The sequence below is a fragment of the Anabaena sp. WA102 genome, from assembly GCF_001277295.1.
Lineage (GTDB): Bacteria > Cyanobacteriota > Cyanobacteriia > Cyanobacteriales > Nostocaceae > Dolichospermum > Dolichospermum heterosporum.
Genome location: NZ_CP011456.1, coordinates 3,085,630 through 3,101,395 on the forward strand (window position 1 = coordinate 3,085,630; position 15,766 = coordinate 3,101,395).

Genomic DNA, 15,766 nt, shown 5'->3' on the forward strand with positions numbered 1-15,766 from the left:
ATAAATGCAAAACAACGGCATAACCAGGAATTTCGATGAGTTGGTATCTTAATAAAAAACAAACAGTAAACAAATTTAAAACTGGGGCAAAACCGGGAGTCAGGAATAAAAAAATCTGGGTAGATGATATTTCATCAAAACTTTTTTAACCCGGAAACAATAATTTACCTTTCAAACTACTGGAGTCCAAATAAATGGCAAAGGAACGCCCACCGCTAGAAGAGATGACCTTACGGCAATTACGCAAAGTTGCCAGTGAATATTGTATATCTCGTTATAGCAGAATGCGGAAATCGCAGTTATTAGCATCAATTGAAGACGTTCAGCATAGTAAATTCTCGCTCAGTTCATCCCCTAATCTGGAGGCACAAGAAACCGTGGAAGCAGCAAAATTTGAGTTAGGTCAAGAAGATCGGACTGGTGGTTCTCTCGCTGATGTTGATGAAGCACTAGCAGATTTACCAGCTGGTTATGGTGACAGTCGGATTGTTCTGTTACCTCGTGATCCTCAATGGGCTTACACTTACTGGGATATTCCTAACGACCATAAAGAAGCACTGCGTCGTCAAGGTGGACAAACCCTAGCTTTGCGGATTTATGATGTCACTGATGTTGATCTAGATTATCAAAGTCCCCACAGTATTCAAGAATACCCTGCTGATGAACTAGCGAGAGAATGGTATTTGCCAATTCCCGTGAGCGATCGCGATTATGTGATAGATGTCGGTTATCGCACCGCTGATGGTGGTTGGTTGGTATTAGCGCGTTCCGCGAGAGTGCATATTCCCCCCGTCTATCCTGCTGACTGGATTGAAGATGTCTTCATCACCGTAGACTTTGAAGAAGACCTACGTGGTAAGACCTTCTACGAACTAGTTCCCCCATCCAAGAAATTACCAACTGCTACTGCTACTGCTGCTGCGGGTGGTGGAAATCCCATTTACGAACAAATCTTTGGTCTAGCAGAATCCGCTGAAGCTCAACGGGTTGCAGGTTCTATATTCGGTTCTATGCAGCACGTCCCCGGTTCTGCTGCTCCCGAACAAGCTCTCAGTTCCTACGTTTTCCCATCTGGTGTAGGTATGTGGGCTATTCCTACCGTATCTGGTTTAACTATGTCCGGTGTGGGAATGTCCGGTTTCTCCGCTTCTGCTGTTCCTGCGCGTCCTCGCAAATTCTGGTTAGTTGCTGATGCTGAATTGATTGTCTACGGTGCAACCGAACCTGATGCAACTGTAACCATTGGTGGTCGTCCCATTAAACTTAATTCCGATGGTACATTCCGCTTCCAAATGTCTTTCCAAGATGGTTTAATTGACTACCCAATTTTAGCTGTTGCGGCTGATGGTGAACAAACCCGTTCTATTCACATGAAGTTTGAGCGCGAAACACCTTCTCGTAATACTAATACTAAAGATGAAGCTGTTTTGGAATGGATGGTATAAGTTCTGTATTTGAAGATTAACCATAACTGCAATTAATAACTTTACCCGTTATAGGATGCCTGTAGCGGGTTTTTTATGGAAAGAAAATCAACAATGTCTGATAGCGTAACGTGGCGCCAGCCATATCAGGATACCCAGGATTACGGGATTTTCAGGATGTTGTTGTTTATTTGATGTGGGGATTTTGAGGATTTTTTTGTCTGAATCAGGATTTCCAGGATTACGGGATTTTCAGGATGTTGTTGTTTATTTGATGTGGGGATTTTGAGGATTTTTTTGTCTGAATCAGGATTTCCAGGATTACGGGATTTTCAGGATGTTGTTGTTTATTTGATGTGGGGATTTTGAGGATTTTTTTGTCTGAATCAGGATTTCCAGCATTTTAGGATTTTCAGGATGTTGTTGTTTATTTGATGTGGGGATTTTGAGGATTTTTTTGTCTGAATCAGGATTTCCAGGATTACGGGATTTTCAGGATGTTGTTGTTTATTTGATGTGGGGATTTTGAGGATTTTTTTGTCTGAATCAGGATTTCCAGGATTAGAGGATTTTCAGGATGTTGTTGTTTATTTGATGTGGGGATTTTGAGGATTTTTTTGTCTGAATTAGGATTTCCAGCATTTTAGGATTTACAGGATGTTATAATATTTATAAACTTTCATCAAAATATACAGTTATGGCGATCGCTATTTCCCTGACTCCAGAACTAGAAGCAAGACTACGTGAAAAAGCAACCCAACAAGGAAAAGATATCAGTTTAGTAGCGGCTGAATTATTGAAAAATATCCTAGATTGGGAATTAGAAGATTCACAAGTAGCTATTCAAGGTATTCAGCAAGGATTAGATGATTTTGAAGCAGGTCGCTTTCGGTCTTTTGATGATTTTGCTAATGAACAACGTCGTAAATATAACCTGCCCCGTGAAGTATGAAATACTATATTGATATTTCTAGTATAGCAGAAGCCGAGGCAGATAAAGCATTTTTACAAATGTCTCAAATAACTTCTTCTGAAAAAGCAAGTCAGTGGTATGCAGGTTTACTACAACTAATTGAATCTTTATCACAAATGCCAAAACGATGTTCTTTAGCTAGAGAAAATGATTATTTTAGTCAAGAAATTCGGCAGATAATTTATGGTAAAGGACGCAACGCATACAGGATTATTTTCACAATTATAGAAGGAGAAGAAATTTCTACAGTTCGTGTTCTTCATATTCGTCATGCAGCACAGCAGACTATTGGTGAAGTTCCTGATGAATTTGCACAAGAATAATATCGCATTTTTGATGAGATATTCTCTGAATCAGGATACCCAGGATTGGAGGATGTACAGGATGTAATTTTTTTATTGTTTAGGAAAAATGGAAATTTTTGGATGATAGATAATATGCTGTGATTGTAATTATCATTTTTCAATATTTACAGACAATTCATCAATAACAATCTGTCTGAATCAGGATAACCAGGATTAGAGGATTTTCAGGATGTAGTTGTTTGATTGTCTATAAAATATAGAGATTTTGGGATGATAGATAAGTTATCAGTTAAATTATCCGCTGTTAATTCTTGACTATTACTGTAACTGGATTTTATAATCTTCAAATCTTCACAGACAATTTATCAATAACAATCCTGTACATCCTAAAATCCTGTACATCCTGATTCAGACAATTACAATTTCAGCATCCCACCAACAACTTACAAATCACAATCCTGTAAATCCATGAACACATCTAATACCCAAAATCTAAAATTAGACGAAATTACATACATAATAAATGGATGTGCAATGAAAATACACCGAACTTTGGGAAATGGTTTTCAGGAGGTTATTTATCAAAGATGTATGGAAATTGAACTCAAAAAATCAGGTTTAGGTTTTGGAAGAGAGGTAGAACAAGTAATTTATTATGAGGGAGTTGAAGTAGGAACACGAAGGGCGGATTTTATAGTTGAAAATCAGGTTGTGGTGGAGTTGAAAGCGGTTATTTCTTTAGAAGATGTTCATTTAGCGCAAGCGAAAAATTATTTGGTTGCTTATAATTTTCCTGTGGGATTATTGATTAATTTTGGTGGGTTGAAGTTGGAATATAAGAAGGTTTTTAATCCTAGATATTAGGGTTAATTTGTCTGAATCAGGATGTCCAGGATTAGAGGATTTTCAGGATGTGGTTGTTTATTTGAAGTGGGGATTTTCAGGATTTTTTTGTCTGAATCAGGATGTCCAGAATTAAAGGATTTTCAGGATGTGGTTGTTTGATTGTCTATGGGAAGTACAGATTTTAGGATTTTCAGGATGTTGTTGTTTATTTTCAGTGGGGATTTTGAGGATTTTTTTGTCTGAATCAGGATGTCCAGGATTACAGGATATTCAGGATGTTGTTGTTTATTTGACGTGGGGATTTTGAAGATTTTTTTGTCTGAATCAGGATAACCAGGATTAGAGGATTTTCAGGATGTAGTTGTTTGATTGTCTATAAAATATAAAGATTTTGGAATGATAGATAAGTTATCAGTTAAATTATCCGCTGTTAATTCTTGACTATTACTGTAACTGTATTTTATAATCTTCAAATCTTCACAGACAATTCATCAATAACAATCCTGTACATCCTAAAATCCTGGAAATCCTGATTCAGACAATTACAATTTCAGCATCCCACCAACAACTTACAAATCACAATCCTGTAAATCCTAAAATCCTGGACATCCTGATTCAGACAAAAAATATGAATCGGATATTTTCATTATGTTGGGTTGCGTTCCTTAATCTAAGCTAGAAGATGAGCAATTCCTACGAATTGCTTCGCTATCGCACTAAAACTGAGTTTTGGTGTACCTTAGCCATGCTTTTACAGTATTATTGCTTAACAAGTAGTTTATAACTTCTTGTTAAAATCAGTAAATATATTGCTTGTAAAATATACACTTAAATATTAATATAATAGAATAATTACTCTGTTGCAATAGATTGAGGACTATGCTACATATCAAAATCGTTCGTTCTTTTTTGACAGTGATTCTCACCTGTGTGATAATTTTAAACAGTTTTGTTAGTCCAGCTTTTGCTGGTTGTAATCCAGACATTGGATTAAGTAATGGAAAGACGGTTGTTGAAGCTGTTGCTGAAACTGGTGCTGCTGTCAGTGCTGCTGTCAGTGCTGCTACGGGGTTATCTGTTGCTGCAACTTCGGGAGCAGGAATCGCTTCAGGTCTAGCTGCGGCTGGTGGTATAGTAGGTGGAGGTATGGCCGCGGGACCTGCTGTATTGGCTGGTGGTCCGGCTTATGCTGGAGCAAAAATATTGAACGCAACTTTATTTAAAGAAGAATCTGGTTTGTCTGAGAAAGAATGTAATGCTCGTTCAGCAGCAAGAACCGCTACAAATATTGGCGCTGCGGTTGGTGTAACTGGCGCTGGTGCTGTAACGGTGGTGGCTGGTGCTTCTGGTGCTGCAATTATGAGTACCCTTGCAGGTATTGGTGGTGTTGTAGGTGGAGGTGCGATTGCTGGTACTGCTATAGTTGCTGCTGCGCCTGTAGTTGCTGCTGGCGCTATTGGATATGGAATCTACAAACTTTTTGGAGGCGGTAAAGAATAATCCGTATGGTGCATAACCACCAGCGTAACGCACCATTTCCATAACAAAATCAAATCAATTACAAAAATTCAGATCCCCGACTTCTTTTTTCAACCCCACCAATAAATGATAAATTGATATCAGAAGTCGGGGATCTTAGAGACTACAAATTAACTATAAGCCTCCATCGGTAAACAAGAACAAACAAAATTCCTATCCCCAAAAGCAGCATCTATTCTCCCCACACTTGGCCAGAACTTATATTCCTTATTCCAAGGTGCAGGATAAGCAGCTTGTTCACGGGAATAGGGATGATTCCACTCACCAATAATCAAACTTTCCGCAGTGTGAGGGGCATTTTTCAAAACATTATCGTGAATGTCCATTTTACCAGATTCAATTGCCGCAACTTCCTCACGAATCGCAATCAAAGCATCACAAAATCTATCTAATTCCTGTTTAGATTCACTTTCCGTTGGTTCAACCATAATTGTCCCAGCAACAGGCCAAGAAACAGTAGGTGCATGAAAACCATAATCCATTAACCGCTTCGCAACATCATCAATTTCAATCTGCGCTGATTTCTTCAAACTTCGCAAATCTAAAATACATTCATGTGCCACCAAACCATTTTTTCCCTGATACAAAACCGGATAATAAGACTCTAATTTCTTAGCCATGTAATTAGCATTCAAAATGGCAATTTTGGTTGCTTCCGTCAACCCATCTGCACCCATCATGATAATATACATCCAAGAAATCACTAAGATACTTGCACTACCCCAAGGTGCAGCAGAAACCGCACCCAAATCACCACCCATTCTCACCACAGAATGTCCGGGTAAAAACGGTACAAGGTGGGAAGCGACACCAATGGGACCCATACCGGGACCACCACCACCATGAGGAATACAGAAAGTTTTGTGTAAGTTCAAATGACAGACATCTGCACCAAAATCACCAGGACGACAAATACCCACTTGGGCATTCATATTAGCGCCGTCCATGTAAACTTGTCCACCGTGACTATGAATTACCGCACAAATTTCTTGAATTGCTTCTTCAAATACCCCATGAGTTGATGGATATGTCACCATTAAAGCTGATAATTCATGACTATGTTTTTCAGCTTTGGCTTTTAAATCTTCAACATCAATATTACCATGATCATCACAAGCAACTCCCACAACTTTCATTCCACACATTACCGCACTCGCGGGATTTGTTCCATGTGCAGATTGCGGAATCAAACAAACGTTTCTGTGTCCTTCTCCGCGACTTTGATGATATTCATGAATTACCAAAAGTCCCGCATATTCACCTTGAGAACCTGCATTTGGTTGTAAGGAAATTCCGGCAAAACCTGTAATTTCTCCTAACCATGCTTCTAGTTGTTGGAACAGGATTTGATAACCTCTAGTTTGGGAAATTGGCGCAAAAGGATGGATTTTACCAAATTCCGCCCATGTTACCGGAATCATTTCTGAAGTTGCGTTTAACTTCATGGTACAAGAACCCAAGGGAATCATTGAGGTGGTTAATGATAAATCCTTGCTTTCTAGTTGATGCAAATAACGTAATAACTCAGTTTCAGAATGATAACGGTTAAAAACTGGGTGGGTGAGATATTTACTTTGACGTGATAATTGAGAATGAGAAATTGGTAATTCTTCAACGGTAAAAGGTAATTGATCTTTCAATGCGAAAACTTGCCAAAGGTCAATTAAATCTGCTTCTGTGGTAGTTTCATCTAAGGAAATACCTACGGTTGAATTATCAAAAATTCTCAAGTTGATATTTCTCTCATTCGCAGCGTCGAGAATTGCTTCTAATTTGGTATTTCCTAATTCTACCCGCAAGGTATCAAAGAAGTTTTCTGAACTGATTTTATAACCTAACTTTTGCAAACCTGCGGCTAAAGTTGCAGTTAGTTCATGGATATTTTGGGCGATCGCTCTCAGTCCATCTGGTCCATGATACACTGCATACATACTCGCCATCACTGCCAATAAAACCTGTGCCGTGCAAATATTACTGGTGGCCTTATCTCTGCGGATGTGTTGTTCGCGGGTTTGCAAAGCTAAACGGTATGCAGGTTTACCATGAATATCTTTTGATACCCCGACAATACGCCCTGGAACGAGCCGTTTATACTCTTCCTTCGTGGCAAAATAAGCAGCGTGTGGTCCCCCAAATCCCAAGGGAATACCGAAGCGTTGGGTACTACCTACAGCAATATCAGCCCCTAATTCACCGGGGGGTGTGAGTAATGTTAAACTTAAAGGATCTGCGGCTATTGTCACCAATGCACCCTGAGCATGGGACTTTGTGATAAAATTGCGGTAGTCGTAAATTGTCCCGTCGGTTGCGGGATATTGCAGAACTGCACCAAAGATAGTTTCGGAAAAATCGAAAGTTTGATGATCACCGATAATGATGTTTATGCCTAAAGGTTTGGCGCGTGTTTGCAATACATCAATGGTTTGAGGATGACATTCACTAGACACAAAATAGTTATGGGATTTATTTTTGCACACACCATAACTCATACTCATGGCTTCTGCGGCTGCTGTCCCTTCGTCAAGCAAAGAAGCGTTAGCAATTTCTAAACCCGTTAAGTCAATAATCATGGTTTGGAAATTTAACAACGCTTCCAAACGTCCTTGGGCAATTTCTGGCTGATAAGGGGTGTATGCTGTATACCAACCGGGATTTTCTAAGATGTTGCGTTGAATGACGGTAGGGGTAATACAGTCATAATATCCCATACCGATAAATGAGCGATAAACTTGATTTTTATCGGCTATTTGCTTTAATTTTGCCAGTGCTGCGTATTCGCTTTGCGCTGCTGGTAGATTAAGGGTTTGATGAAACCGGATTGCCTGTGGTACTGTTTTATCAATCAGATCATCAAGGCTGGAAAGACCTAATAAATCTAGCATTTGCTGAACATCATCGGGTTTTGGTGCAATGTGTCTTTGTGCAAAGTTGCCTAATTTTTGACTAGTGTGAGGTTGAGTGCGCGGGGGATTAGCTACCACAAATCGTTCTCCAAAGGTTTCTGTATTAATATATTGTAATGATCACTTTTGGATATTAGGGTTTTTTCTATAGCAATTCTATGTGAGTTGTAAATAGGGTTTTTTAACTAACCACAGAGGCACAGAGGTCACAGAGGTGGAGAATGAAGAGATTTACGCCTATGGCAAGTTTGTGGGTTTACGTTTTATTTAGTTTGGTAATGTTTCCATTTTTGCTGTAGTCGTTTTCTTTTTTCGGGTGTTAAGGTATGGAAACAGTGGGGACAGGAAATACTTTTTTCATATTCTGGGGAGGTTTTATCTTTTTCGGAAACGGGATATCCACAAGCAAAGCATAATTCTTGATTTCCTGTTTCTAAGTTATGACTAACTGTGATTCTTTCATCAAAAATAAAACATTCTCCTTCCCATAAACTTTCTGTTTGGGGAACTTCTTCTAGATATTTGAGAATGCCTCCTTTGAGGTGATAAATTTCTTCAAAACCTTGAGAAAGTAAATAAGATGAGGCTTTTTCACAACGAATTCCTCCAGTACAAAACATGGCTACTTTTTTATGTTTTTTGGGGTCAAGATGTTTTTGTACATATTCGGGAAAATCTCGAAATATCTGAGTTTGCGGATTTTCTGCTCCTTTGAAAGTCCCAATGGTGACTTCATAATCATTGCGGGTATCAATGACTGTGACTTCTGGGTTAGAAATTAAATCATTCCAGTCTTCGGGTTTGACATAAGTTCCTACTTTTTCCGCTGGGTTTACTTCTGGTAAGCCTAAAGTGACAATTTCTGGCTTTAAGCGGATTTTTAACCGCTCAAATGGGGGAATTTCTGTGTAGGATTCTTTATGTTCTAAATCTGCAAACCGTGAATCATTGCGAAGAAAGGCTAGAACTGTGTCAATTTGCTGACGAGAACCGGCAATTGTGCCGTTAATTCCTTCCTGTGCTAGTAAGATAGTTCCTTTGATTCCTTGTGACTGACAAAGGGATAATAAGGCTACTTGTAGTTCTCTACAATCAGGGAGATTCACGAATTTATATAGTGCAGCAACAACTGTCTGATTTTCTTGGTTCATGGTCTTGGCAAATTAATAATAATAGTTTATGATGACTTAGTTATGTAAAATCAACCCTTTTTACATAAAAAACACACTTGGGGGTTTAGCTCAGTTGGTAGAGCGCCTGCTTTGCAAGCAGGATGTCAGCGGTTCGAGTCCGCTAACCTCCATTGATTTACGAAATACGTCTCACGCAAAGGCGCAAAGGCGCAAAGAATAAAAGCCGCATTTCAATCCAGCAAACCCTAATTATGTTTAAATACTAAGGAAAGGTTATTTGCTGGCATGGGGTAAGTTTGGTGCAATATCAGATTTTGGGCTTCAGCAGCTTTAACTACATCTTCTAGGTTACGCACTCCCCAGTCTGGATTCTGTGCTTGTAAAGACTCATCAAAATCAGCGTTACTGGGTGCGGTATGTTCGCCATTTTGTTTATAGGGACCATATAAGTAGAGTATACCACCAGGTGGCAGAATCCGTCCAGCCCCTGCCATTAGTCCTAAACAGGATGACCAAGGGGAAATATGAATCATGTTAATATTGACAATGGCAGAAATAGGTGGTTGTGGTATTATCTCTTTTTCCACAGGCCAAATTGGTGAACTTGCATCTAAATCTAGGGGTGGCTGCATGGCTTTACAGGGGAAAAATTCAGTCCAGGCGCTAATACTAGCACGCAGTTCTGGGTTAGGGTCTGAAGGTAGCCATTGTCGAGGTGCAAGGTGATAGGAGAAAAATGTAGCGTGTTCACCTGTGCCACTGGCTATTTCTAAAATAGTCCCATGTTGAGGCAATATTTGTAAAAGCAATTCTAGAATCGGTTCGCGGTTGCGCTGGGTTGCGGGGGCAAATCTTCGCTGGTCTGCGGGTGTGTTCATTATGATTATGATAATTAAATTAGCAGCGCTTCCTAGGTCTCGCTATCTCTTCGAGACGCTACCGCGAACGCTATCGCTCAATTTTAGCTTTTTTCGCCACACTACAGGAGAACAATTTGCCTAAGTCTATTCATTCTACCCAACCTCCCCTAAAATTTATTCCTCAACGTCATAATCCCTTCGTTGTTAAAGTCGTGTCTTGGTTTTTGCCTTTGATTTTGCGGGTGAGAACTAGACCTTGGCTACCTGCGGGTATTGTCAATATTGAAGCTAAAAACGCCGAAGTTTTAGCTAAATTATACCACGAATTTCAAGCAGGTAAAGTCCGATTTTTAATTGCTTTCCGTCACCCAGAGGTGGAAGATCCTCTATCTATGTTATACCTACTATCACGGATTGTCCCCCAGGCAGCCAGGGAAAAAGGTATTAGTCTCAAATACCCTGTTCACAGTCATTTTATGTATGAACGAGGAATGACTTTATGGGCAGGAAAGTGGTTGGGATGGTTATTTTCTAGACTTGGTGGTGTACCAATTCGTAGGGGTAAGCGCGTAGACAGAAACGCTATCCAAATGGCCAGGGAATTATTTGCTAATGCCGAAATGCCGATTGCGATCGCTCCTGAAGGTGGTACAAATGGACATAGTAGTATAGTCAGTCCTTTAGAACCGGGTGTGGCGCAATTGGGTTTTTGGTGTGTGGAAGATTTAAAAAAGGCTAACCGCGAAGAACAGGTTTTTATTATTCCTATTGGCATTAAATATAGTTATGTTAATCCCCCTTGGCAAAAAATAGATTGGCTTTTATCTAAATTGGAAGCTGATAGCGGTTTACCTGGGACGGAACTTAGTACAAATGGAAAGGAACGGGAAGGAATTTTATATCAGCGGGTTTTACGTTTAGCTGAATATCTAATTTCGGAAATGGAGGAATTTTATCGCCGTTTCTATCATCAGGATTTTCCAGAAATTATCAGTTCAGAAGTTCCTATAAATGAATTGTTAACTACTAGATTACACCGTTTGATGGACACTGCTTTGAAAATTACGGAAAAGTATTTTAATATCCAGCCTCAAGGTAATTTTATTGATAGATGTCGCCGTTTAGAGGATGCTGGTTGGAATTATATTTATCGAGACGATATTGCCGATATTCCAAGTTTACCACCTTTTAAACGGGGTCTAGCTGATTGGGTAGCTGAAGAAGCCGATTTAAAAATGCAGCATATGAGAATTGCTGAAAGTTTTGTGGCGGTTACTGCTGATTATATTCTCGAAAAACCCACACCAGAAAGATTTGCAGAAACGCTTTTATTAATGTTTGATATGTTGTCTCGCATTCAGAATTCTACTTTACCAGGAAGACCGCGTTTAGGTTGGAAACAAGCTATGATTTTTGTTGGTGAACCGATTAATGTGAATACAAGATGGGAAAATTGTCAAGGGAATAAACAAGCTTTGCGAAAGGGTGTAAGTGAGTTGACGCAGGATTTACAAGTGATGTTGGAAGGGTTAATTCAGGACTAAGTTCACACTCCAGACGCAGAGGCGCGAAGAGGTTTTGTAATAGTTTCATCTATCGGCGAAACTATTCAAAATATCTTCAGGTAAAGGAACATCAAAATATTTTGAGATGACCTCATCTACTTTATTATACTTGCTGAGAGCGATCGCCAAAAAACCAGAAACCCCGATATTGGTAAATTGAAGTATGAAAATAGAAAATATGTCCACGCAAACTAACCACAGCTTTAAGTAGTGAGACAAAATTAATTACACAATGTCATTGCGTAAGCCTTGCGTGGCGTTAGCCATATGGAACGAAGTGAAATGAAGCAATTCCAAGGGTTGTGATTGCTTCCCTTCCCTCGCAATGACTGTCAATATTTTTGTTCAGTTACTTACTATGTGAATTTAACCGGATTTGATATGACCTGTTCCCTTTTTTTGGTGATAATAGAAATTGCGAATCTGTGGAGATATAGAAGAAAATGACTAAGTTACGGGTGGGTTTACTGTTTGGTGGACGTTCTGGAGAACATGAGGTTTCAATAATTTCAGCCGGGGCGATCGCCCATGCCCTCACTTTAGAAGAAAATGCTAAAGAATACGAAGTTTTACCTTTCTACATTCAAAAGAATGGCAGTTGGCAAGCAGGAGTTACTGCACAACAGGTTTTAACATCTGGTGTTCCCCATGAAATCCCCTCCATAACCCCTAATTTATGGCAATTTCCTCCAGAAACTCAAGAAGTTGATCTTTGGTTTCCCGTGCTTCATGGTCCTAATGGCGAAGATGGTACAATTCAAGGTTTACTAACTTTGATGCAAGTTCCCTTTGTGGGTTCTGGAGTCTTGGGTTCAGCCATAGGAATGGATAAAATTGCCATGAAAATGGCTTTTGCCCAAGCGGGATTACCTCAAGTAAAATATATTGCTGTCAGCAGAGAGCAAGTTTGGTCAAATGCTTGTGTATTTCCCAAGCTGTGTGATGAAATTGAAGCCACATTGGGCTATCCCTGCTTTGTCAAACCTGCTAATCTAGGTTCGTCGGTGGGAATTGCCAAAGTGCGATCGCGTCAAGAATTAGAAACAGCTTTAGATAATGCCGCCACCCATGATAGGCGAATTATTGTCGAAGCTGGAGTTGTAGCCAGAGAAGTCGAATGTGCCGTTTTAGGTAACGAAAACCCCAAAGCCTCCGTTGTTGGTGAAATTACCTTTAATAGTGATTTTTACGATTACGAAACCAAATATACCCCTGGGAAAGCCGATTTATTCATTCCCGCAAATTTACCAGATACAGTAGCACAGCAAATTCAAGACATGGCTTTACAAGCCTTTGCGGCTGTTGATGCCGCTGGTTTATCCAGAGTAGACTTTTTCTATGTAGAAGCTACCGGAGAACTTTTTATTAACGAAATTAACACTTTCCCAGGGTTTACCTCCACAAGTATGTATCCCCAACTCTGGGCTAATACGGGTATACCCTTTGCCCAATTAGTACATCAGTTAATTCAACTAGCGATCGCCAGGCATTCTCCCATTAATTAAGGGGATTAGGGATAGGAGATAGCGGATTAGTTAAAAGGGGAAAATATTTCTTTTTCCTATTGTCATAAATATAGGACTCCTATTTGATTTTTGAACAGAACTCGGTACATACTGAAATCCTTCTTCCCTGTTCCCTGTTCCCTGTTCCCTGTTCCCTAACTCAACGGAAAATTCAGGAATCAAACCGGATTCCTATATGATTTATGTGATTAATGTGATGGATAATGAACAAGAGTTAAAAGAAAAGCGAAACACTGGAAGAATTCTAGTAAATCTACTGAAAAAATACCCTGGAATCTGGTTCTTGAGTTTGTTAATAATTCCGATAGGATTTGTAATTATTGCCTATAATCAACTAATTTATATTGGCTATGTGCCACAGGTAAAACAGGCAGAAACTCCATATATCCCCGTACAATCAACCATTTCTACATTTTCCGATACTAGTAATCCCCTACCTCTATGGTTGATCATTGCCGTCATCTTCTGCTGTTCCAGCGGTTCGTTGGTAATTTTCTACCTATTACAAAATTCCAAAGAAAGCACAAGAACTAGTCAACGCCATCGCAATAGTCAAAAAATGCCCTCCCGAAAGCGTTATAAACCCACTAATAGTAAAAATTTGCTCATAATTTCGCCTCCAGAAAAAATCTATCCCCTTCATGCCAATACAGAATTTGTCAAAGACAGACAAGATTCACGATTTCTCTGAAAACCTAGCAATACAAGACTTTCAAGAAAATGCCAACTTGGCAACCAAGTTTTAATTACCTAAGTTACATTGATGCAAGATAAACAACCTCAATTCTGTGGTTATTAACGTTTACTAAATATTGATTATTTCAGACAATCCCTTAATTTATGCTCACATTTTTCAGCGTAAATAACAATGATTTATAAACACTTGATTGACCATTAATTGAATCAAAAATAATCACAATAATCAGATTTGACATTTGCTGCAAAGGGAATATTAACCGCATATCAATACTGTCGTTGTTAAATCAACCCCCCTAAATAACTGGCAGTATTTATATATGTTCCCAAACGCTACAGCAGTAAATGTAGAGTGGGAGATTTTAGGCTTTTGGTATGCCTTCTCCCACTCTCTTTTTATTTATAACAACCTTGTATCTTAGAGGGTTTTAGCGCAGGTACGAGGCAGGTACGGAAAATTGCCTGAATTTCTATCATTAGTCAATTTTCAAAATTCAACAGAAATCGGTCTCTTTTAAAAACTCTAAAATTGCTGCATTCACCACATCAGCAGAACCAGTTGACGCATCATGATAACAGTTTTGCAAAATTTGTAAGCGAGAATTAGGCAAATGTTGATGTAATTTTTCTCCATGACTAACAGGAAACCAACTATCTTGATCACCCCATAAAACCAAAGTTGGACATTCAATATTTTTGAGATTATTTTGAATATTTTTCAGCATACTTGGCTGATTTTTTCGCAAATTCTCAATTTCTTGAGCAGCAATTTGTAACTCTTCAGCCACTTTTACCAAAGTCCCCGGAATTTCAATGAATGGGTAAGTAATCCAATAAATATCTTCTTCTGTTAATAATGAAGGATTATATAATACCTTGCGTCTTTCTGCTCCCATCACTTCTCTGACTAAAGGTGCAAACCAATATGCAAGACGTAAATCATCAATTGCATGGATAATTTCTATTGGTGTTTGTGCCAGTAAACCCATAGACCAATGAGGTAAAGTTTCTGTAAAAATAGGAGCGTTAATTACTACTAACCGTCCGATTAAATCAGGACTTTTACCAGCTAATCCCAGAGAAATTAATGCCCCTATAGATTCGGCGACAATTATCGGTGGTTCATCACATAAAGCTTGAATAATGCGTTTTAATTCAATAATTTGATGTCCTGTTTCTTCTCGACGAGATACGGGCTTTTCTGAAAAACCAAAACATTTAAAATCACAACAAATTACTCGAAAATATCGAGATAATGGTTCAATACTATGCCGCCAATTATAACTCCAACTGCCTAAACCATGTAATAAAATCAGCGGTCTCCCGTTACCTTTTTCACCATAGGCTATTTGAATTGGATAACCTTGAGAATCATTAATAATCAGATTTTGCCGCCCTTGAGGAAAATTATCTTGCCACCAATCTTTCATGATTTTATAGATAAGTCATTTAACTACCAGTAAAAATTTGCCATAATATTCTTATTAATATCACGGGTATGGATATTAAAACAATAGCCAGTAGAAATAAGCCAATACTAAAAATGAGGATAAATGAATTATCTGCTTTTTGATTTTGATGCGGAGATTTTAAAGCTGCTTCCAATAAAATGATATTGTAATTATTCGCTCTCCAAGCAAAATCAAACAAATCTCCTAACATGGGAATAGCCCCAACTAAGGAATCTACAATTACATTCATTACCATCCGTCCTAATGTGGCTACGGGTACGCCTAATTGTGCGGCTTCCATGATAATATAAAATGAAAATATTAATCCTAAAGCATCACCACCTATGGGTAGTAATCCAATAATTGGATCTAACCCGACTCCTATTTGTGTTCCGGGAATAGTAATTATATTATCTAATAGTCCACTAAATTGACGTAGACGCTTTAATCGAGGTGCATAACCATCAGGTGTAATTACAAATGGTTCAGAAGAATTAGGCATTATTAATTATTTCCACTGACTGAGTGATCAACTTTCTTATTAT

14 protein-coding genes and 1 tRNA gene are annotated in these 15,766 nt (G+C 38.8%); 9 read left to right on the forward strand and 6 right to left on the reverse strand.

Annotated features, from left to right (window positions below):
- Nucleotides 1-194 precede the first annotated feature (194 nt).
- The 5 genes from AA650_RS13300 (at nucleotide 195) to AA650_RS26520 (ending at nucleotide 5,048) form a co-directional block, all read left to right on the forward strand.
- Nucleotides 195-1,445, forward strand: coding sequence for a DUF4912 domain-containing protein (locus AA650_RS13300; RefSeq protein ID WP_053539377.1), 1,251 nt, complete (start codon nucleotides 195-197; stop codon nucleotides 1,443-1,445).
- A 676-nt stretch (nucleotides 1,446-2,121) separates the two neighbouring features.
- The gene (locus tag AA650_RS13305) at nucleotides 2,122-2,376 is read left to right on the forward strand and encodes a hypothetical protein (RefSeq protein ID WP_053539378.1); all 255 of its coding nucleotides are present in this window, start codon (nucleotides 2,122-2,124) and stop codon (nucleotides 2,374-2,376) included.
- Nucleotides 2,373-2,720, forward strand: a complete 348-nt coding sequence (locus tag AA650_RS13310) for a type II toxin-antitoxin system RelE/ParE family toxin (protein WP_053539379.1) — start codon at nucleotides 2,373-2,375, stop codon at nucleotides 2,718-2,720. The genes AA650_RS13305 and AA650_RS13310 overlap by 4 nt, the downstream gene beginning before the upstream one ends.
- A 450-nt stretch (nucleotides 2,721-3,170) precedes the next feature.
- A complete protein-coding gene (locus tag AA650_RS13315) occupies nucleotides 3,171-3,566 on the forward strand; it encodes a GxxExxY protein (protein WP_053539380.1) in 396 nt (131 codons plus the stop codon).
- 861 nt (nucleotides 3,567-4,427) lie between these two features.
- Nucleotides 4,428-5,048, forward strand: a complete 621-nt coding sequence (locus tag AA650_RS26520) for a hypothetical protein (protein WP_199924246.1) — start codon at nucleotides 4,428-4,430, stop codon at nucleotides 5,046-5,048.
- Nucleotides 5,049-5,197: 149 nt separating this feature from the next.
- On the opposite strand, the gene gcvP is transcribed toward AA650_RS26520, so the two are convergent.
- Nucleotides 5,198-8,068 (reverse strand): aminomethyl-transferring glycine dehydrogenase, encoded by a 2,871-nt coding sequence (gene gcvP / locus AA650_RS13325; protein WP_053539381.1) that lies wholly within the window; start codon nucleotides 8,066-8,068, stop codon nucleotides 5,198-5,200.
- A 185-nt stretch (nucleotides 8,069-8,253) separates the two neighbouring features.
- The gene (gene trhO, locus AA650_RS13330) at nucleotides 8,254-9,141 is read right to left on the reverse strand and encodes an oxygen-dependent tRNA uridine(34) hydroxylase TrhO (RefSeq protein ID WP_053539382.1); all 888 of its coding nucleotides are present in this window, start codon (nucleotides 9,139-9,141) and stop codon (nucleotides 8,254-8,256) included.
- Nucleotides 9,142-9,220: 79 nt separating this feature from the next.
- Here trhO and AA650_RS13335 point away from each other — a divergent pair.
- Nucleotides 9,221-9,293, forward strand: a tRNA-Ala gene (locus AA650_RS13335).
- Nucleotides 9,294-9,368: 75 nt separating this feature from the next.
- Here AA650_RS13335 and AA650_RS13340 read toward each other — a convergent pair.
- A complete protein-coding gene (locus AA650_RS13340) occupies nucleotides 9,369-10,001 on the reverse strand; it encodes a DUF938 domain-containing protein (protein ID WP_053539383.1) in 633 nt (210 codons plus the stop codon).
- 116 nt (nucleotides 10,002-10,117) lie between these two features.
- Between AA650_RS13340 and AA650_RS13345 the strand changes: the two genes are divergently transcribed.
- Nucleotides 10,118-11,527, forward strand: coding sequence for a lysophospholipid acyltransferase family protein (locus AA650_RS13345; protein ID WP_053539384.1), 1,410 nt, complete (start codon nucleotides 10,118-10,120; stop codon nucleotides 11,525-11,527).
- 45 nt (nucleotides 11,528-11,572) lie between these two features.
- On the opposite strand, the gene AA650_RS27925 is transcribed toward AA650_RS13345, so the two are convergent.
- Nucleotides 11,573-11,734: a hypothetical protein gene (locus tag AA650_RS27925; protein WP_160170607.1), complete on the reverse strand. Its 162-nt coding sequence runs from the start codon at nucleotides 11,732-11,734 to the stop codon at nucleotides 11,573-11,575.
- Between the two features lie 257 nt (nucleotides 11,735-11,991).
- Here AA650_RS27925 and AA650_RS13350 point away from each other — a divergent pair, with 257 nt between their 5' ends.
- Together AA650_RS13350 and AA650_RS13355 are read left to right on the forward strand one after the other, a co-directional pair.
- Nucleotides 11,992-13,053: a D-alanine--D-alanine ligase family protein gene (locus AA650_RS13350; protein ID WP_053539385.1), complete on the forward strand. Its 1,062-nt coding sequence runs from the start codon at nucleotides 11,992-11,994 to the stop codon at nucleotides 13,051-13,053.
- Between the two features lie 196 nt (nucleotides 13,054-13,249).
- On the forward strand, nucleotides 13,250-13,765 hold the full coding sequence (locus AA650_RS13355) for a hypothetical protein (RefSeq protein WP_053539386.1): 516 nt from the start codon (nucleotides 13,250-13,252) through the stop codon (nucleotides 13,763-13,765).
- A gap of 499 nt (nucleotides 13,766-14,264) precedes the next feature.
- Here the strand turns inward: AA650_RS13355 and AA650_RS13360 are convergent, their stop codons facing one another.
- Together AA650_RS13360 and AA650_RS13365 are read right to left on the reverse strand one after the other, a co-directional pair.
- The gene (locus AA650_RS13360; protein WP_039200763.1) at nucleotides 14,265-15,200 is read right to left on the reverse strand and encodes an alpha/beta fold hydrolase; all 936 of its coding nucleotides are present in this window, start codon (nucleotides 15,198-15,200) and stop codon (nucleotides 14,265-14,267) included.
- Nucleotides 15,201-15,219: 19 nt separating this feature from the next.
- Complete coding sequence (locus AA650_RS13365; RefSeq protein ID WP_039200762.1) at nucleotides 15,220-15,723, reverse strand: DUF4112 domain-containing protein; 504 nt, start codon at nucleotides 15,721-15,723, stop codon at nucleotides 15,220-15,222.
- Nucleotides 15,724-15,766: the final 43 nt, after the last annotated feature.